The 17971-nt window shown below is 60.0% G+C and carries 15 protein-coding genes; 7 read left to right on the top strand and 8 right to left on the bottom strand.

Features of this window, described 5'->3' with window-relative positions; genetic code table 11:
* Complete coding sequence (locus tag QD357_RS23820; protein ID WP_183940092.1) at positions 1-1491, top strand: M81 family metallopeptidase; 1491 nt, start codon at positions 1-3, stop codon at positions 1489-1491.
* 1 nt (position 1492) lies between these two features.
* On the top strand, positions 1493-2596 hold the full coding sequence (locus QD357_RS23825; protein ID WP_183940094.1) for a D-TA family PLP-dependent enzyme: 1104 nt from the start codon (positions 1493-1495) through the stop codon (positions 2594-2596).
* 82 nt (positions 2597-2678) lie between these two features.
* On the opposite strand, the gene QD357_RS23830 is transcribed toward QD357_RS23825, so the two are convergent.
* The 6 genes from QD357_RS23830 to QD357_RS23855 all read right to left on the bottom strand — a co-directional run bounded on the left by QD357_RS23830 (position 2679) and on the right by QD357_RS23855 (position 8631).
* Complete coding sequence (locus QD357_RS23830) at positions 2679-3836, bottom strand: ABC transporter ATP-binding protein (protein ID WP_107106636.1); 1158 nt, start codon at positions 3834-3836, stop codon at positions 2679-2681.
* Positions 3837-3929: 93 nt separating this feature from the next.
* A complete protein-coding gene (locus QD357_RS23835; protein ID WP_107106635.1) occupies positions 3930-5159 on the bottom strand; it encodes an ABC transporter substrate-binding protein in 1230 nt (409 codons plus the stop codon).
* Positions 5160-5194: 35 nt separating this feature from the next.
* Positions 5195-6052 carry a carbohydrate ABC transporter permease gene (locus QD357_RS23840; protein WP_107106634.1) on the bottom strand — a complete coding sequence of 286 codons (858 nt, stop codon included), beginning with the start codon at positions 6050-6052 and terminating at the stop codon, positions 5195-5197.
* The gene (locus QD357_RS23845; protein WP_107106633.1) at positions 6049-6933 is read right to left on the bottom strand and encodes a carbohydrate ABC transporter permease; all 885 of its coding nucleotides are present in this window, start codon (positions 6931-6933) and stop codon (positions 6049-6051) included. Before QD357_RS23845 ends, QD357_RS23840 begins: the two co-directional genes overlap by 4 nt.
* A 13-nt stretch (positions 6934-6946) precedes the next feature.
* Positions 6947-8104 carry a Gfo/Idh/MocA family protein gene (locus QD357_RS23850; RefSeq protein ID WP_107106632.1) on the bottom strand — a complete coding sequence of 386 codons (1158 nt, stop codon included), beginning with the start codon at positions 8102-8104 and terminating at the stop codon, positions 6947-6949.
* Between the two features lie 194 nt (positions 8105-8298).
* Complete coding sequence (locus QD357_RS23855; protein WP_107106631.1) at positions 8299-8631, bottom strand: hypothetical protein; 333 nt, start codon at positions 8629-8631, stop codon at positions 8299-8301.
* Between the two features lie 293 nt (positions 8632-8924).
* Between QD357_RS23855 and QD357_RS23860 the strand changes: the two genes are divergently transcribed.
* Positions 8925-9767 carry a glycosyltransferase family 25 protein gene (locus QD357_RS23860; protein ID WP_107106630.1) on the top strand — a complete coding sequence of 281 codons (843 nt, stop codon included), beginning with the start codon at positions 8925-8927 and terminating at the stop codon, positions 9765-9767.
* A gap of 81 nt (positions 9768-9848) precedes the next feature.
* Here the strand turns inward: QD357_RS23860 and QD357_RS23865 are convergent, their stop codons facing one another.
* Both QD357_RS23865 and QD357_RS23870 read right to left on the bottom strand, forming a co-directional pair.
* Positions 9849-11831 carry a polysaccharide biosynthesis protein gene (locus QD357_RS23865; protein ID WP_107106629.1) on the bottom strand — a complete coding sequence of 661 codons (1983 nt, stop codon included), beginning with the start codon at positions 11829-11831 and terminating at the stop codon, positions 9849-9851.
* A 215-nt stretch (positions 11832-12046) separates the two neighbouring features.
* Positions 12047-13741 (bottom strand): GumC family protein, encoded by a 1695-nt coding sequence (locus tag QD357_RS23870; protein ID WP_107106628.1) that lies wholly within the window; start codon positions 13739-13741, stop codon positions 12047-12049.
* Between the two features lie 211 nt (positions 13742-13952).
* Between QD357_RS23870 and QD357_RS23875 the strand changes: the two genes are divergently transcribed.
* The 4 genes from QD357_RS23875 to QD357_RS23890 all read left to right on the top strand — a co-directional run.
* Positions 13953-15032: a glycoside hydrolase family 5 protein gene (locus QD357_RS23875; protein ID WP_107106627.1), complete on the top strand. Its 1080-nt coding sequence runs from the start codon at positions 13953-13955 to the stop codon at positions 15030-15032.
* A gap of 94 nt (positions 15033-15126) precedes the next feature.
* Complete coding sequence (locus QD357_RS23880; RefSeq protein WP_107106637.1) at positions 15127-16371, top strand: hypothetical protein; 1245 nt, start codon at positions 15127-15129, stop codon at positions 16369-16371.
* Between the two features lie 38 nt (positions 16372-16409).
* Positions 16410-17435: an acyltransferase family protein gene (locus QD357_RS23885; RefSeq protein WP_107106626.1), complete on the top strand. Its 1026-nt coding sequence runs from the start codon at positions 16410-16412 to the stop codon at positions 17433-17435.
* Positions 17436-17627: 192 nt separating this feature from the next.
* The coding region (locus QD357_RS23890; protein WP_414125145.1) for an ACT domain-containing protein at positions 17628-17971 on the top strand (344 nt) is incomplete at its 3' end.

The raw sequence follows: 17971 nt of genomic DNA on the forward strand, positions 1-17971 counted from the left end.
TTGCGCATTTTCACCGCGGTGCTCGCGACCGAGACGAACACATTCTCTCCGATCTGCGTCGATCGGCGCGCCTTCGAGGCTTCCCTCTATGCGCCGCCAGGTGAACATCCGGAGACGCCGACGCTCTGTTCGGCACCGATCACGGTCGGCCGGCAAGTAGCTGCCGAAAAAGGTTGGGAGCTAATCGAGGGCACGGCCGCCTGGGCAGACCCGGCCGGCCTGGTGAACCGCACGGCTTATGAGGGGCTGCGTGACGAAATCCTGGACCAGCTTCGCGCTGCCATGCCCGTCGACGCCGTCGTACTCGGCCTGCATGGCGCTATGGTTGCCGCCGGCTACGAGGATCCCGAGGGTGATTTCCTCACGCGGGTCAGTGAGATCGTCGGGCCGAACATCCTTGTCTGCGCCGAACTCGATCCACACAGCCATTTGACGAAAAAGCGCCTCGCGGCGGCGAATTTCTTCGTCTACTTCAAGGAATTCCCGCACACGGACTTCGTCGATCGCGCCGAAGACCTTTGGCGTATCGCCGTCGATACGCTGGAGGGCCGTGTAAAACCGGTCATGTCGGTCTTCGATTGCCGGATGATCGACGTCTACCCGACCTCGCGCGAGCCGATGCGCTCCTTCGTCGACAAGATCATGGCGATCGAGAAAAGCGATGCGGACATCCTGTCCATCTCCGTGATCCACGGCTTCATGGCGGGCGACGTGCCGGAGATGGGTACAAAGCTGCTGGTCGTCAGCAATAATAAGCCGGATAAGGGTTCTGTGCTTGCCCGTGACCTCGGCCTGGAGCTCTTTTCCAAGCGCGGCACCTTCATCATGCCGCAGATCGACGAGAAGCAGGCAGTGGCCGAGGCTATGGCCGCCAGTTCGGACGCCGCACGTTCGGGTCCGGTCGTCATCGCCGATGTCTGGGACAATCCCGGCGGCGGCACGGCGGGCGATGCGACTGTCATCCTCGAAGAATTGCTGGCGCAGGGTGCTCGCGACACGGCGATCGGCACGATCTGGGATCCGATGGCAGTGCAGATCTGCATGGCGGCCGGCGAAGGCGCGGAAATTCCGCTGCGCTTCGGAGCGAAATCGGCACCGGGCACCGGTCATCCGGTCGACGGCGTCGTCAAGGTCGTGCGTCTCGTCGCCAACGCCGAAATGCGCTTCGGCGAAAGTCTGGCACCCTTCGGCGATGCGGCGCATATCGAACTCGATGGCATCGACATCATCCTTAATTCGACGCGCGCCCAAAGCTTCGATCCCAGCCTTTTCTCGGTGATGGGCATCGACCCCACGCGCAAGAAAATCCTGGTGATCAAGTCGACCAACCACTTCTACGCCTCCTTCTCCAAGATCGCGTCGGAAATTCTTTACTGCTCAGCCGGAACGCCCTATCCGAACAATCCGGCGCGCACGCCCTATCGCCGCGCGCCCAGGGATATCTGGCCGATGGTTGCCGACCCGCATGCGGCAAAAGAGGGAGCTGCCTGATATGGCGCATCACATCGTCTCGGAGATCAGCCCCAAGCCCGGCGACCGCATTGACGCTCTTTCGACGCCACGGCCGATTATCGACGAAGACCGCATGGCGGCGAATATCGCCCGGGTGCAATCCTATATGGACGCGCACGGGCTGAACTTCCGGCCGCATATCAAGACCCATAAGATTCCAGCGTTGGCCGGCGCCCAGGTAGCAGCCGGCGCCAAGGGGATCAATTGCCAGAAGATCACCGAAGCCGAAGTGTTCGCCGATGCCGGCTTCGAGGATATCCTCATCACCTTCAACATCATCGGGCCTGAAAAGCTTGCCCGCCTCTCGACGCTAAACGATCGTGTCGCCGGGCTGAAAGTGGTCGCCGACAACACGGTTACGGTCGATGGCCTGTCCGCGCATTTCGCGACGCAGACGCCACTGACGGTACTTGTGGAATGCGATACCGGCGGCGGACGTTGCGGGGTGCAGTCACCTGAAGAGGCGGCGGCTCTTGCCAGACAGATCGCCGGCAAGCCCGGCCTGATCTTTGGCGGGTTGATGACCTATCCGAGGCCGAACAGCGCTGCGGCCATACAGGCCTTTCTGGCCGCGACCATCTCGCTCCTGAAGCGCGACGGCATCGAATGCCCCATCGTCAGCAGCGGCGGCACGCCGAGCCTCTATGAGGCACATCTGGTGACGGCGGCCACGGAGCACCGTGCCGGCACCTACATCTACAACGACCGTGCGATGGTGCGCGCGGGTCATTGCAGTGAGGAGGATTGCGCCATGCATATCCTCGCCACCGTGGTCTCGCGCCCGACGCCGGACCGCGCGGTCATCGACGCCGGTTCCAAGGCGCTGACCTCCGATCTCCTCGGCTTTTCGGACTACGGCACGGTAGTCGGCTACCCCGAAGCCATCATCACGAATCTCTCGGAAGAGCATGGGGTGGTCGATCTTTCGAAATGCAGCGGGCCTCGCCCGGCGATTGGCGAGAAAATCCGTATCATCCCCAACCACACCTGCGTCGTCTCCAACCTGTACGACCGCATGGTGTTTCACCGAGACGGCATCGTGACCCGCGTCGAGGATGTCGCTGCACGCGGGCTGGTCTGGTAGGTGGCAACAACCCTTCTCCCCTCGGGGAGAAGGTGCCCGAAGGGCGGATGAGGGGCAGCGCCTTAGCGCCCTCAAATCCGCACTACGCGAGGCCTTCTTCCTGTCGGTGCGAAGGCGAACTCAACAGCTCCATATCGATATTCGTCAACTCCACCTTGCGCTCGAAGGCCAGGCCATTCTCATCGAAAAGATGGCAGTCAGCCAGGCGGATGCCGGTGACCAGCGGCACATCCGTGCGGATGGCGATGCTCCCGGGCAGCGTGGCGCAGAAATTCTCGCCGCTATAACGTTCCAGCGCCGCATAGGCGACCGTCTGCGCGCCCAGCCGTTCGATCACGGTCGGCATGACTGTCAGGGATATGTCGCCGCCGCCGAGCTGTACATGCTCCGGGCGGATGCCGAGCGTCAGCTCCTTACCGACAACGCCGTCGCGTGGGGTCACCGGCAGTAGCGCCGTCTGTCCCTTGTATTCCACCTCGACGCCCGCCTCGGTGACGCCCTTGCAGGTTACCGGCAGGAAATTCATTTTAGGATTGCCGATGAAGCTCGCGACGAATTTATTTTCCGGCTTATGATAAAGCTCCAGCGGTTCGCCGATCTGGGCGATCTCGCCCACGTTGAGGACGACAATCCGGTCAGCCATGGTCATGGCCTCGACCTGATCATGGGTCACATAGATCATCGTCGCCTGCAATTGTTGGTGCAGCTTGGCAAGCTCGATGCGCATGTCGGCGCGCAGGGCCGCGTCGAGGTTCGACAATGGCTCGTCGAACAAGAATATCTTCGGCTCGCGGACGATCGCCCGGCCAATGGCGACGCGCTGGCGCTGGCCGCCCGACAGCATGCCCGGCTTTTGCTGCAGGCGCTGATCGAGATGCAATATGCGGGCGGCGTGCTCCACCCTGGCCTTGAGCTTATCTTCCGCCATTTTCTCGACGCGCAGCGGAAAGGCGATGTTCTCGAACACCGTCATATGCGGATAGAGGGCGTAGGACTGGAACACCATAGCGATGCCGCGCTTGACCGGAGGCAGGTCGTTGACGCGCACGCCGTCGATGATGATGTCGCCGCTGGTGACGCCGTCGAGGCCAGCGATCATCCGAAGCAGGGTCGACTTGCCGCAACCGGAGGGGCCGACGAAAACGACGAACTCGCCGTCCGTCACATCAAGCTCGACGCCCTTGATGACTTCGAAGTGGCCGTAGAATTTCTTGACCTGGTTAAGATGCAGCTTGCCCAAACTCTGTCTCCGCGCGACGCCATTATAGGGGAGGCATGGCTCTCAAAAAAAGCGGCCGCGCGCACGATGCGCGCGGCCCAGTTGCTGCGAGCTTTATTTATACTGCTCAAGATCGCCAGCCGCCTTCTTCAAGGCATCCGCCGGCTGGGCCTTGCCGGTCACCACCGACTGGACCATCTCGATCATGACGTTCTGGAAGCCCTTATAGTCCTTGAACAGCGGCTCGGGACCGCCATAGCTGATGCCGTCGATGAACGGCTTCCAGAAGGGATCCTTCTTCTCGAACTCGTCGACCTGGGCCGACGGGCGCAGAGGCGTGAGGCCGGCGCCGCCCTGCAGTTCATATTCGCCCTGCGGACCGGGAGAGGTGATGAACTTCGCGAATTCGATCGCCTTATCCTCAACGCCTGTACCCTTGAAAACCGCAAGACTGTCGGTGATGAGCAGCGTGCCCTGGCCCTTGGCTGCAGGACCGAGCGGCAGCGGTGCGACGCCCCAGTTGATTTTGGTGTCCTTCAGGCGATAGGCAGCGCCCGAGCCCGCCTGGATCATGCCGACCTTGCCATCCAGGAAGATGGCGCGCACTTCGTTCTGTTCGTAAGCGGTCGGTCCTTCGACGGAATAAGGCGTGATGTCCTTATAGGCCTGAAGGGCGGCCAGCACTTCCGGGCTGTCGAGAACGATCTTGTCGCCGTCGATCACCTTGCCGTTGTTCGTGTAAACCCAGTGCAGGAACTGGTGCATCGTGTTGTCGAAGGTCTTGGCCGGCAAGCCATAGCCGGGGATACCGGTCTTCTCCTTGATCGCCTTGGCGTCAGCGATTTCCTCGGCCCAGTTGGTCGGCGGCTTTTCCGGATCGAGACCCGCCTGCTTGAAGAGGTCCTTGTTCCAATAAAGCGCCTTGGTCGAGAAGGCGATCGGCACGCCCCACTGCTGTCCGCCGGAGGTGACGGTATCGACAATATTCGGATAGTAGCTCTTCTTCTCATCATCCGTCATCGGGATGGGAACGATCAGATCGTTCTCGGCGAATTGCTTGAGCGTGCGCGAACCGACATAAGCCATGGCGACCGGCGTGCCGGCTGCAGCGAGCGTCGTCGCCTTATCCTGGCACTGTTCCCAGCCGACGACCTCGGGCTTGACTGCCCAGCCCGGATTCTTGTCTTCCCAGGCCTTGATATATTTCACATGGATCGGATCGATGCTGTCGCCGCAATAGATCCAGCTAATTTCCTTGTCGGCGGCTTGCGCATTGACGGCGCCAAGCGCGGTGGAGCCGAGCAAAGCAAAGGCAAGCAGCCCTGTTTTGAAATGGAATGTCACGTTTAAGCTCCCGTTCTCTGGTGATTTTGAATGATTTATTGCTTCACCGCGCCGGCGGTCAGACCGCTGACGAGATAACGTTGCAAGAAGAAAATCACGACCAGCGCCGGCGCGATGCCGACGAAGCTTGCAGCCATGAGTTCGTTCCAGACAACCTCTTGCCGGCCGAAATAAGCGAACAACCCAACCGGCAGCGGCATGTATTCGGACTTCGAATTGAAGGTGAGCGCATAGATGAATTGCTGCGCATAGGCTTCGATGAAGGAGGAAATCGCAACCACCACAATGCCTGGCATCGCGATCGGCAGGATGACGCGGCGCAGCGTATAGAGCTGGCTGGCGCCGTCGACATAGGCAGCCTCGTCAAGCTCGCGGGGGATGCGCCTCATATAGGTGTGCAGCAACCAGATTCCGGTCGGGATGATGAAGGCCACGCCCGGCACGATCATGGCGAAATAGGTGTTGAGCACGCCGAAGGAACGCATGAGCCGGAACAGCGGGATCAGGAGGACAGCGCCGGAGAACATCTTCACGGCAAGAAAGGCGCCGAGCAGCAGTCCGGAGCCCTTGAACTCGAAACGGGCAAACGCATAGGCGGCAGGCACCACCAGTATCAGGACGATAATGGTGATCGAGCCGGAAATCAGGAACGAATTGTAGATATACCAACCAAAGCCCGGCACGCTGGTCCACATCGTCCGATAGGCTTCGAACGACCCGTTTTCGGGAATGAAGCGGTAGGGCGAGGAAAAAAGCTGACTGAGGGGCTTCAGCGAGACAAGGAACCCCTCGATGAAGGGCGCCAGAACAAAGGCGAGAAACACAAGGATCCCGGCATAGATGCCGACCAGCTCATACCACCGATAGCGGTTGATCATCGACGGATGGCTCATCGCTTTTCCCCCGTGGCAAAGCGGCTGGTGAGGCGGAAATAGGCAAGGCAGAAGAGCGACAGGAAGATGCAGATCAACACTGCACGGGCAGCACCCTCGCCATATTTGTAGGACCCGATCGCCGTCTTGTAGGTATCGATGATCATCGTCGTCGTTTCCCCGTTCGGACCGCCGCGGGTCAGGATCCAGATGATGTCGAAGGAGTTGAACGTCGAAATCAGCGACAGCATCGACATGGTGACCAGGGATGGCACTAGGAGCGGCAGCGTGATGCGGCGAAAGCGGTAAGCCCGTCCGGCGCCGTCCGTCCAGGCGGCCTCATAGAGATCCTGCGGAATCGACTGCATGGCCGCCAGCATATAAAGTGTCACCATCGGCACGCCGATCCAGACGTCCGTTACAATCGTCGCCCAGAAGGCCGTGCTGCCATAGGCCAAGAAGGCAACCGGGCCATCGACGAGACCAAAGCGCTGCAGCAGGCCGGAAATCATGCCGAACTGGCCGTTATACATCCAGCCCCACATGAAGATGCCGATCGCCATTGGCACGATCCAGGGCGGCATGGTCAGCACCCGAAAAAGCGAGCGGCCGGGGACGGCCGAATTCAGCATCATCGCCCCGAAGGTCCCGATGATCATCTTGATCGTCACGGAGAAAAACGTCCAGATGAAGGTGCGGACAATCACCGCGGCGAAGGTGTCGTTGAAGATCTTCGTATAATTTTCGAAGCCGACCCAGTTCGTCACCTTCTTCAGCGAGGCGTCGGTGAAGGACAGGATCACAGTGTCGACCAGCGGATAGGCGACGACAACGACGACATAGAGAACAGCCGGAAGAAGCAGGAGCCAGGCGAAGATGACTGTGCTGCGTTGAACACCCATCTTGCGCCTCCCTCTAAGCGGCTCGCGAATGCAGCGCTTCGTCGAACTTGTCCCATATGGGCCTGAGATCGACGACGGTCCTTTTCATGCGAGCCTCGTCCATCGACAAGGCGAGAATTCCAGCCTCCAGGGCATTGAGCGTCGAGACAGGCAGGGCCGCGCCCATCTTCACATGCGCTATGATATCGGCAGCCATCTGCTCGTCGGCGCCGTAGTGCTGCGACAGCTCGGTCGCGGCATATTTGTTTTCGATGACCTTCTTACCGGTCAGCATCTCGTGCACATCGAGATAGCCGCGAATGAAATCACCCTCGGCCATGCCGCGCGAGCCCATGACGGCGAAGCGACGAAACTGGTCCGGCACGTTGAGATTGGTGTGAAAATTCATGCCGACACCGTTGGCATATTCGATGATCGCCACCTGGTAGTCGATGATGTCACCGTCGCTGTCGAAAACGCGGTCGGAACCCATCCATCCGCTCGGCTTGCGATGGAAGATTTCGAGATCGTTGATCCCCTCGCGGGCGGGATCGTTGGCGGGGATGAAACTCTTGCGGCCGCCGAAGCTTGCGACCCGTTCCGGCCGGGAACCGACGACGCCGTTATAGAGATCGAGGTCGTGGCAGCATTTTTCCAGCATGAAACTGCCGGAATAGCGTTCATAGCGCCGCCAATCGCGCATGAAGAAAGCGCCGTGGTAAGGCTGGATATGCTCGGCCGCCTCGATGGAGACGATCTGACCGAGCGTTCCGGCGGCCTGAACCGCACGCAGGTCGCGATAAAGCGGCGAATAGCGCAGCACGAGACCGACCATCAGCCGTTCGTGACCGTATTTCGCCATCAGATGCGCCAGCTCGATGCTCTGCTCGATGGTGGAGACGATCGGTTTTTCGCAGAAGATCTTCAGGCCGGCCTCAAGCCCGAGACGAATATGATCGAGATGCATGTGGTTCGGCGAGCCGATCATCAGCAGATCAAGCTTTTCACCCGCGATCAGTTCTTCAGGGGAAGCATATGCCTTGCCGGCCGGAATGCCCTTTTCGGTGAGGCCCTGCAGGCCAGCCGGCTCGGGATCCACATAGCCCGCGATCTCGAAGCTCTCATCGATCGCTTTGAAAACATAGCCCAGATATCCCAGACGGAATCCGAGTCCAATGATCCCCACTCGCATACTGGTATCGTTCCCGCTGCGTAATTTATTTTCGTCAGCTTGAGCGAAATTTTCGCATCCGTCAACGAGCTTCGGTAAAATACTCGATATGATGAAATTCATTTTCACGCCGGCGCGCAGAAATACGCGCTGCTTCGAAGCGGAGTTGCGTCGGACCGATCTCTTTCCCGGTTATTTTTAAGGGATGGCCGAGTCTATCTGTTCGGGCCGTTATATTGCCAATACTGATAGTTCGGCTTGCTGGTGCCCTCGGAGAGGACGCCGTTTTGTTCGCAGATGTAACCGAGGCGTGGCAGGTTGTGGTAGAAGATGCCCTCGTGAAAACCGCGTAGACGCACCGTGGTCGTACGGCACTCGAATTTTTCGTCGGCCGCCATCTTCGGTTCGGTCACTCCCGGGAGGTCCTTATAGGGGTAGACCGGGCGGACATAGGGCTTGGGGAGCAGCGGATTGTCGGCAAAGCTCGGCACGGGCGCGAGGCTGGCGAGAAGCAATGCGGCAATGACGATTTTCGGTCTGGTCCACATGGGTTTCTAGGATCCTTCCGCCACGCGAGCGCAACAACAATACCCCTCTGTTGTAGATATAATGATGCCCACACGGCGCGCCAACAGATGGCGCCTGAAAATGAACCGACGACACGGGCAACTTTGCAACCGCACATTCGTTCACAGCAAATTACGTTGACGGAAACGCTTTTACTTGAGCCTACACCATAAGCGTGCAATCTAGGTTTGCGAAAAGTGAGAAGCCTGCTATATAGTGAAGCAGGGGCCGCTCAAGTCCATCGTCGTCGGGATTTCTATTTGTGGGAGTAAGGGTGATTCTCGAGCGGAGCAATCGAATCATCGCAAGTGCGGAAGTAGCCAGCCTCGACAGTCTGGCACCACAAGCTCGCATATACGTCATCAATCTCGATCGTTCGCCCGAACGCTGGGAAAGACTGCGTGAACAGGCCGCCCAATACGGGCTGAGCGTCACGCGAATTGCGGCTATCGACGGCAGCACGATCCCGGAACGCGACCGCATCGATTTCCACCCGCGGCAATTCATCTATCACAACGGGCGTAAATTGCTGGCTGGCGAGTATGGCTGTTATCGCAGCCATCTGCTTGCCCTGCAGCAATTTGTCGCAAGCGGCGACAAGATGGCCATCATCATGGAGGATGATGTCGAACTCAACCAGCGATTGATTCCGCGTGCACTCGCCGCCATGGACAGCGTTTGCGGCGCCCGCCTGGTGAAGCTCGTCAACCATCGTCTGGTCGGCTTCAAGCCGATATCCGAAACCGCCGAATGCGATATTGTCGGCCGCTGTCTGCATGGGCCACAGGGATCGGCCGCATGCTACATCGTCAACCGGCAGGCCGCGAAGAAGCTGCTGATCACGCTGAAGCCGATGTTTCTTCCTTACGACGTCGCGCTCGAGCGCGGCTGGTCGACAGGCGTCGAAACCTTCACCACTCTTGAAAACCTGGCGGATTTCAGTCCATTCCGTGCCGATACGACGATCGGCAAGCGCGTACACTATCGCGCCGTGAAGCGGCATTTTCTACTGCGCGCAACAGCGCATTGGTTCCGCGCCTGCGATCAGCTCCGTCGCTGGATCTATACCGTGAAGGCCAAGCCTCAATCGATGATCGGGAACACCGAACAACGCTGACGCGGTTCCGTTTTTCAGGAAACTGTAGAACCGCTGCGTCTTTCGCCGTGCCCGCTGTGCTGTCTCAGAATCGCTCGAAGGCTACAGCCCCGCGACGCTGCCGAAATTCGGTTGACCGATGGTTAGATCCACCTCGCGCTCGCGGAAAACGAGATCCACGACCTCGCCGCTGGGCGAATAGCCGGATACCAGTTTCTGCAGCAGGTTCCTTGCCTGCGGGATGTCGTTTTCATCCAGCGCCGCCTCAAGGGCCGCGAGCCTCTTCGATAGCTCCGACCAGGGTAGGAAATCCTCCTTGGCCCGCATGATGCGCGGATGGGTCGTCGCCTGCGGATTGTCGCCGATCAGCAGCTCTTCATAGAGTTTTTCGCCCGGCCTCAGGCCGGTGATTTCCAGCTCGATGTCGCCCTCCGGCTCATCCTCATCCCTGACGGTCAGGCCGGACAGTTCCACCATGCGGCGGGCAAGATCGGCGATGCGCACCGGTTCGCCCATATCGAGCAGGAAAACGTCGCCGCCGCCGGACATGGCGCCGGCCTGGATGACGAGCTGCGACGCCTCGGGGATCGTCATGAAATAGCGGGTAATGTCGGGATGCGTCAGCGTAATCGGACCGCCATCGCGGATCTGCTGGCGAAAGAGCGGCACGACCGAACCCGATGAACCCAGCACGTTGCCGAAACGAACCATGGCGAAATTCGTGCCGTCAGTACCAGGCTTGCGGTCCGCGTCCATGGCCTGCAGCACCATCTCTGCCAATCGCTTGCTGGCGCCCATGATGTTGGTCGGACGCACGGCCTTGTCGGTGCTGATCAAGACGAAATCCTCGACGCCGCAATCGCGCGCCACTTCGGCAGTCGTCAGCGTTCCCAGCACATTGTTGCGAATGCCTTCGACGGGATTGTACTCGACGAGAGGCACATGCTTGTAGGCGGCGGCGTGATAGACGGTTTTCGGCCGCCAAGCCTCCATGATCTGTCTCAACCGCCGGCCATCGCGGATGGACGCCAGGAAAGGGATGATGCGAATATCGCCGTCGTCAGCCGTCGCCGCCGCTTTCTCCAGCTCGCCATGAATGGCATAGAGCCCGAATTCATTCTGCTCCACCAGCAGCAGGCAGGAGGGGCCGTTCTTCAGGATCTGGCGGCAGAGTTCGCTGCCGATCGAGCCGCCGGCGCCGGTGACCATGACCACCTTGCCGCGGATATTCTTCTCGATCAGCGCTCGGTCGGGCGCGATCACGTTGCGGCCGAGCAGGTCTTCGATATCGAGTTCGCGCAGGTCGGAGACCGCGACGCGCCCTTGGGCGAGAGCCGTCAGATCGGGCATGGTACGAACGGTGACGCGCGCCTTACGCATGCTTTCCAGAATTTCGTTGCGGCGCTGGCGCGGCGCGTTCGGCAGCGCAAGCAGCACGTCGCTAATCTCGCTCGAAACGCTCAAGGCAGGCAGGTCGGTGGGATCATAGATGGGCAGGCCGCCCATGATGCTGCCCTGCAGATGCTTGTCGTCGTCGAGATAGCCGACGACATTCAGCTCGGCGCTGTTGGCGAGCGCGCCGGCGAGCTGCCGGCCGGATGAGCCGGCCCCGTAGATCAGTACCTTGGCAAGCTGATTGCGGTTCAACAGCCGCTGATAGGCGTTGCCGAGCCAATAGCGCGTCCACATGCGCGACAGGCCGATGGCGATCAACAGCAGCAGCGGCTGCAGGATGCCGACCGTGCGAGGCACGCCGGGCACACTGATCGCCGTAAAAATGGTCATGAAGGCGAGCGCATAGATCGACACCGCCTTGACGACGGTCATGAAGGCCGACATGCCCGCATAGCGGAAGATGGCGCGATAGAGGCCAAGGACGATGAAGATCGGGATGGCCACGAGGAGCGAAACGATCGCCGGCAGCCACTCTACACCCTCCAGAATCACCCAGTCATCCAAGCGGAGACAATAGGCGAACCAGACGGTCAGCACGCAGAGGCTGGCATCGACAATCAGCGCCAGCGCGCGTTTGGTCGAGCGCGGCAGCGCCAGGAACGGCAGAACAAGCTTATCCGCGGGCACCATGGGTCAGTTTCCCCAGGCGCCGGTCAACGGAACAGCAGACCGCTTCTCTCGCATAAATTGTCCCACCATGTATCGCACGGCACAGCCTGATTGTCTTTATGCCTTCATTAGCAAAATGCAATCACTCTCTGCGTCATTTCACTTTTAGAACAGCGGACGCGCAATTGCATCCCCGATCTTGAAAGAGCCATTTGCAGCGGCGGCAGCCCCCGAGATCACTTCCCGAGATAGCCGCGGACAACCGGATGCCGGAAGAAGCCGGCGAGGATGGCAAAGGCCGCGGCGAGGCTCATGCCAAACACGGCGCCGGCGATCAATCCGGCCACCATCATCACCTTTCGGCTCGGCCCATCCGCCGTCAGTGGCGGCTCGGCCTCGGAGATGACGCGGATATTGTTCTGCGACAGGTCCTGCGCATCGCTCGTCTGGCCGGAACGCTTCAGCAGTGCCTCGTAAACCTCGCGCGCAGCAGCGGCCTTGCGCTGCAACTCGTTGAGCCCGACCAGCTTGCCCGATGTATTGACCTGCGATGCCTTCTGCACCGCCAGTTCCTTGGCGATACCCTGCTCGGCCTTCTGCGCCTGCTCGTAATCGGCACGGGCCGAGGTCGTCTGCCGCTGCAACTCGCTGCGAATCTCCGCCGCCAGGCTGTCCAGCGAGGATTTGGCGGCGAGCAGGCGCGGATGGCGGGCGCCGAGCTGGCTTTGCAGGCTGCCGACATTGGCGGCGAGCGTCGCATATTGCTGGCGCAGGCTACTGAGCGATGACGACGTTGCCGTCGCATTCGCCGAAGAGCCGTTGGAAACGACATCCTCGAAGCTCAGTTTATTGGCCGCTTCGGCGCGCGCCTTGGCCTCGATCGTCTTTTGCTGCGCGGTCACCAGCATGTCGTTCAGCGCGGTCAGGCGCTTGTCGGAAATCAGATTGCCTTCGACGGCGACCATATCGTTGTCGGCGCGGTAGACCTCGACCGCCTTTTCGGCGGCAAGCACCTGCTGGCGCAAATCTTCGAGCCGACCATCCAGCGCGGTGCTGCTGGTGCGGTAGCTATTCGCCGCCGCCTTGTTCTCTTCCTCCATGAAGGAGGCGACAAGCTGGTTGGCGATTTTGGCTGACTTCTGCGGATCGCGCGTCGTGACCTTCAGGGATACGACATAGGTGCTGGCCTCGCGGGCGATCTGCACCGCCTTCGTCAGCGCCGCCGTCGCCACATATTTTGCAGCATCGCCGGTGGCGCCGCCGTCGAATTGCGGGTCCTGATCGAGCTTCAACGCATCGACGACCCGGCCCAGCACCTTGCCGGAGGAAAGGATCTGGGTCTGGCTGTCGATCATCGTCAGGATCAGTTCCGGCGCCGTGGGCGCGGCCTGGGATGAATCAGCGCCTCCCACCTGGCGAGGATCGAAATAGAGGCTGGTTTCGGCCGTGAATTTCTGCGGCAGCAGCGGAATGATACCAGCGCCGAGCACGGCCCCGGCCCCGGCGAACGCAAGAACCAAGAGCTTTTTCGCCCAGATCGACCGGACAGCCGAGCGCAGGTCGAGAAGCGGCGTATCGGCTGCGGGCATCGGTGCAGGCGAAACCGCTTGCGGCGCGACAACGACAGCGGGCTCGGCGATCGAAGGGGCCGCGACAACGACCGGCTCCGCGATCGGCTGCGGCGCGGCTTCCGATTTGCGCTCGAATTCGCGAAGTATTTTATCCTGTGCAGAGATTGCCGGGGCGGAGATTGCCGGCACCACCGGATCGGCCGGTTTTTCGACGGCGACAGATTGAACCTCATGGACGAAGTCCCTCGGCCGCAGCACAGGGCTGCGCGAGCGCAAGCCTTCGCGCCGTCCTTCGGACGGCTCGGTGCTGCGCCAACCCGGAGGCTGGCTCGATCGCTTGCTTCGTTCCAATGAGCTCATGTCAGACTTTCATGGGCTCTGCCCGCATGTCCTGCCAAGCAGATGCCTTGAGTTTAGAAATGTTTGGCTAACGGAACATTAAGGACGTTCCCAGGAAGTCCCATGGCGAGACGCCGAACAGAGCCTGCCAAGCCTACCTCTTCATCAATATTCAACCGGAAGGTTCATATGAAACGGGCACACCGGCCACGAGGAAGAACAGGAGCTTGCAATGACCGGACTGGCAAAGAGGCTGCTGTGCCAATCGCTCGCCGCAGCGGTTCTGCTCGCCTCCGCCGCAGAGGCTGATGTCAGCTTTGCCGCATCACAGCTCTGCTACCGGGGTATCAATCTTTCCGGGGCCGAATACGGCGACCGCAGCGGCGTGCTCGGAACCAACTATACTTATCCGTCTGAAGATACGGTGCGCTACTTCGCCAACAAGGGCATGAATGTCGTCCGCCTGCCCTTCCGCTGGGAGCGGCTGCAGCCGGTGCTCGGCCAGCCCCTCGACGATACGGAGCTGCAGCGGCTCAAGGATGCCGTCGATCTCATCCAGGAGCACGGCATGGCCGTCGTCCTGGACCCGCATAATTTCGGCTATTACGACAAGGACCAACTCACGCAGGCGCCTGCGACCGATCTCGCCTTCGGTGATTTCTGGGCGCGCCTCGCCGTCGAGTTCGCCAATCAAAAGGGCGTGTTCTTTGGCCTGATGAACGAGCCGCACGATATCAAGGCTCCCGATTGGCTGGAGGCGGCCAATACCGCCATCAGCGGCATCCGCGCGGTCGGCGCCCGCAATCTCATCCTCGTGCCAGGCACGAACTGGACCGGTGCTCATAGCTGGGCGGCCGATGTGCTCGGCGGCGGCGCGAACGGCACGGTCATGCTCGGTGTCAGAGACCCTCTCGATTTCTACGCGTTCGAGTTTCATCAATATCTCGACGCCGACAGTTCCGGCACGCATCCCGTCTGCGACGGCAGCGACCGGGCCAAGCAGGGACTGACCGACGTCACCGCCTGGCTGCGCCAGAATGGCAAGCGCGGTTTCCTCGGCGAAATCGGCGTGGCGGCAAACCAGCCCTGCCTCGACGGGCTGAAGCAGGTCTTCGACGGCATGGCCGATAACAGCGACGTCTGGCTCGGCTGGACCTATTGGGCCGCCGGCGACTGGTGGCCATCACAGGAGCCGTTGAACGTGCAGCCGCGTAGTGGCAAGGACCGGCCGCAGATGAAGGTGGTCGCCGCTGCCGCCGGCAAGAAGACGCCGGTTGCGCCGGCCTGCGCCAGCGTCAAGCCAGCCGGCTGATCGGCGGAGACGAACGGGCGTATAGCACTTTGTGCCGAATCACGGCGCTGCTATGGTTGCGCCGGCCGATGGACGCGGCAGCCCTGGACATTTCATGAAAAGCCTCACGGACAAGCAGCGCATCGATTACCCGATCCTGGCGATCACGCTGTTTTCGGTCCTCTACAATTGCATCCTCGCCTATATCAACCACAACATCACACCGCTTGCCGTCTCGCATGTCGTGCTCTGTGAAGGCATGATGATGCTCTCCAGTGTCGCTTACCTGCTGAAAAAGGGTATTTACGAGGAAGATCTACCGATCTTCCTCTTTCTGATATTCACGCTGATCATCACGATCTACATCACCGTGATGAACCGCGTGCCCTTCATCGATCAGTTCCGCAACGTGCTGATCATCGTCGCCTTCGCCGGCATCGGCAGTTGGGCGAGCGAACGTACCGTAAAGCTTGCTTTCCGCATCGGCTGCTTCTTCGTGCTGCTGTTTTTGGTCTGCGAGATCGTCAGCACGCCCTTCTATGTCAGCCTGTTCCATCCCGGCCAATATTTCGAGAATACCCGCGGCATCAAGCAGGCAAGCTTCAACAACACCGGCCTGTTCGCCAATGCGCTCGGTTTTCAGGGCCGCTTCTCCTTCGGTCTCATCGACCATCGTTCCTCGTCGATCTTCCTGGAGCAGGTGTCGCTCGCCAATTTCTGCGGCGTCATCGTCATTTATCTGCTCTCGTTCTGGCCGAAGCTCGGCAGGATCGAGAAGGCACTATTCGTTTCGACTGTGATGCTGATCCTGCTCACCAACGATACGCGCACGATGCTGATCTTCTCCTTCATCAGTATCATCGGCTATTTCGCCTTCCCGAAGATCCCGAAGGCCTTCGATCTCATCCTGATGCCGCTGATCATCCTGATCGGCTTCTTTGTGCATTTCATGAAGCCGGAGGAAGTGGGCGACAATTTCACCGGCCGTATCGGCGTCACGGTCAAGAAGATGTTGGATCTCGATTTCCAGGCAATTATCGGCCTGGATATCACCCGCATCGGCGAATTCGCCGACAGTGGTTATGTCTACCTTATCTATGGTTCGACGATTTTTGGCCTGATCATGTTCTGGCTGTTCGTCTGCCTTTTCCCCGCCGGCGAAACGGCGGCGCAAAGACGGTGCGCTCATTCACTCTCTCTTTTCATTTTTCTGAATATGATGATCGGCGGCACGGCGATCTTTTCCATCAAGATCGCCGGCCTGCTCTGGCTGCTGATCGGTTACATGCGCGTTTCTGAAAAGCCGCGCACTGCCCGGATACAGCCGGCAAATGTGGATGGCAGCAGAGTGCCGGGCTGACCTTGCCTTGTGTCGGCCGAGGCCGCATGAGGATCGAGATGCTTGTACAGTTGCAGTATCTGCGCGCCATTGCTGCGCTGATGGTCGTCTATTTCCATTCGGTGCTGCAGGTGCCGAAGGTCAATTCCGGCTTCGACTGGCAGTTCCATCTCTTCGGTGAAACCGGCGTCGATATCTTCTTCGTGCTCAGCGGCTTCGTCATGTGGCTGACCACGGCGGGGCGCGAAGTGCGCCCGCTCGATTTCTATCGCCGCCGCATCCAGCGCATCGTGCCGCTTTACTGGCTGGCGACGCTGTTTTCGGCCGCCGTCGCTCTCGTCGCACCATCGATCCTGAAATCGACGGTGTTTGACATTCCGCATCTTGCGGCTTCGCTTCTGTTCCTGCCCTGGCGTAATGCCGCCGACCCCGGCCTCATCGCTCCTGTGGTCGTGCCTGGCTGGACGCTGAATTATGAGATGTTCTTCTATTTCGTCTTCGGCCTGTTGCTGCTGGTGCGCGAAAAATGGCGGCTCTATGCCCTCTTCGGCACGATGACGGCGATCATCCTCGCCTGCCGCTTGTTTCCGGTGGAAACGACGGCCACCACGGTCTATGGCGACCCGATCATCTACGAATTCCTGGCGGGCGTCGTTCTCGCCAAACTCTATCTCGAAAAAATACTGCTGCCGCAGGCCGTCGCCTGGCCCGCCCTCGTGGTCGGATTCGCCTTCCTGCTGATCAACGAGACGCTCTGCGATGCCAGCATGCGCGCCTTTATGTGGGGCATTCCGGCCGTCGTCATTCTCTACTCCGCCGTCTCGATCGATTTCTCCAAGCTGCCCGTCATCGGCTGGCTGAGCTATCTCGGCGACGCCTCCTACAGCATCTACATCACTCATGCTTTCACGCTGGCATTTCTGCGTGTCATCTGCGGCGTGCTGAAGATCGATATCATGGCGCATGGCCCGGTCTTCGTCAGTTTCTGTATGGTAGGCTCGGCGATCGGCGGCGCGATCGTCCATGAGCTGACGACACCCAGCCGTTGGGGGAAGTGGAAAAGGAAGCAGACGGCCATCGCCTGAGCCGTTTCCCGTCGATCTGTCGCGGCTTTCCTTCACAACGACGGGGATACGCGTCTGGAAGGCGCAATAGGAACGGAATTTTCCGCCACCTATCATAAGCTCTGTCGCGAGGAATGGGCGGGACGCTTTCCCGCGCTTTTCGATTGCTATAAGCGAGCGGCGAGTGATGAGCCGCCTTACGAGGGAAGAGACATGAAGAGCTATGTTCTACGGGTATCCTGCACATCGACGCGGGGGATCGTTGCGGCGATAGCGAATTATCTGGCCGATCAAGGCTGCAACATCGTCGACTCCAGCCAGTTCGACGATCTCGATACCGGCAAGTTCTTCATGCGGGTCTCCTTCATTTCCGAAGAAGGGGTCAACCAGCAGAAGCTGGTCGAGGGCTTCAAGCCGGTGGCCGAGGCCTTCGAGATGGATGCCGAGATCTACGATGCCCAGAAGCGCATGAAGGTGCTGTTGATGGTGTCGCGCTTCGGCCATTGCCTCAACGACCTGCTGTACCGCTGGAAGATCGGCGCGCTGCCGATCGACAT

Source organism: Rhizobium sp. BR 317, from assembly GCF_047445835.1.
Taxonomy (GTDB): domain Bacteria; phylum Pseudomonadota; class Alphaproteobacteria; order Rhizobiales; family Rhizobiaceae; genus Rhizobium; species Rhizobium paranaense.

Bases quoted from the DNA above. Each gene is read 5' to 3' on its own strand.
- QD357_RS23870 (WP_107106628.1), bottom strand. From the start codon at position 13,741: ATGAGCTCATTGGAACGAAGCAAGCGATCGAGCCAGCCTCCGGGTTGG.
- QD357_RS23840 (WP_107106634.1), bottom strand. From the start codon at position 6,052: ATGAGCCATCCGTCGATGATCAACCGCTATCGGTGGTATGAGCTGGTC.
- QD357_RS23880 (WP_107106637.1), top strand. From the start codon at position 15,127: ATGAAAAGCCTCACGGACAAGCAGCGCATCGATTACCCGATCCTGGCG.
- QD357_RS23865 (WP_107106629.1), bottom strand. From the start codon at position 11,831: ATGGTGCCCGCGGATAAGCTTGTTCTGCCGTTCCTGGCGCTGCCGCGC.
- QD357_RS23885 (WP_107106626.1), top strand. From the start codon at position 16,410: ATGCTTGTACAGTTGCAGTATCTGCGCGCCATTGCTGCGCTGATGGTC.
- QD357_RS23825 (WP_183940094.1), top strand. From the start codon at position 1,493: ATGGCGCATCACATCGTCTCGGAGATCAGCCCCAAGCCCGGCGACCGC.
- QD357_RS23875 (WP_107106627.1), top strand. From the start codon at position 13,953: ATGACCGGACTGGCAAAGAGGCTGCTGTGCCAATCGCTCGCCGCAGCG.
- QD357_RS23855 (WP_107106631.1), bottom strand. From the start codon at position 8,631: ATGTGGACCAGACCGAAAATCGTCATTGCCGCATTGCTTCTCGCCAGC.
- QD357_RS23845 (WP_107106633.1), bottom strand. From the start codon at position 6,933: ATGGGTGTTCAACGCAGCACAGTCATCTTCGCCTGGCTCCTGCTTCTT.
- QD357_RS23850 (WP_107106632.1), bottom strand. From the start codon at position 8,104: ATGCGAGTGGGGATCATTGGACTCGGATTCCGTCTGGGATATCTGGGC.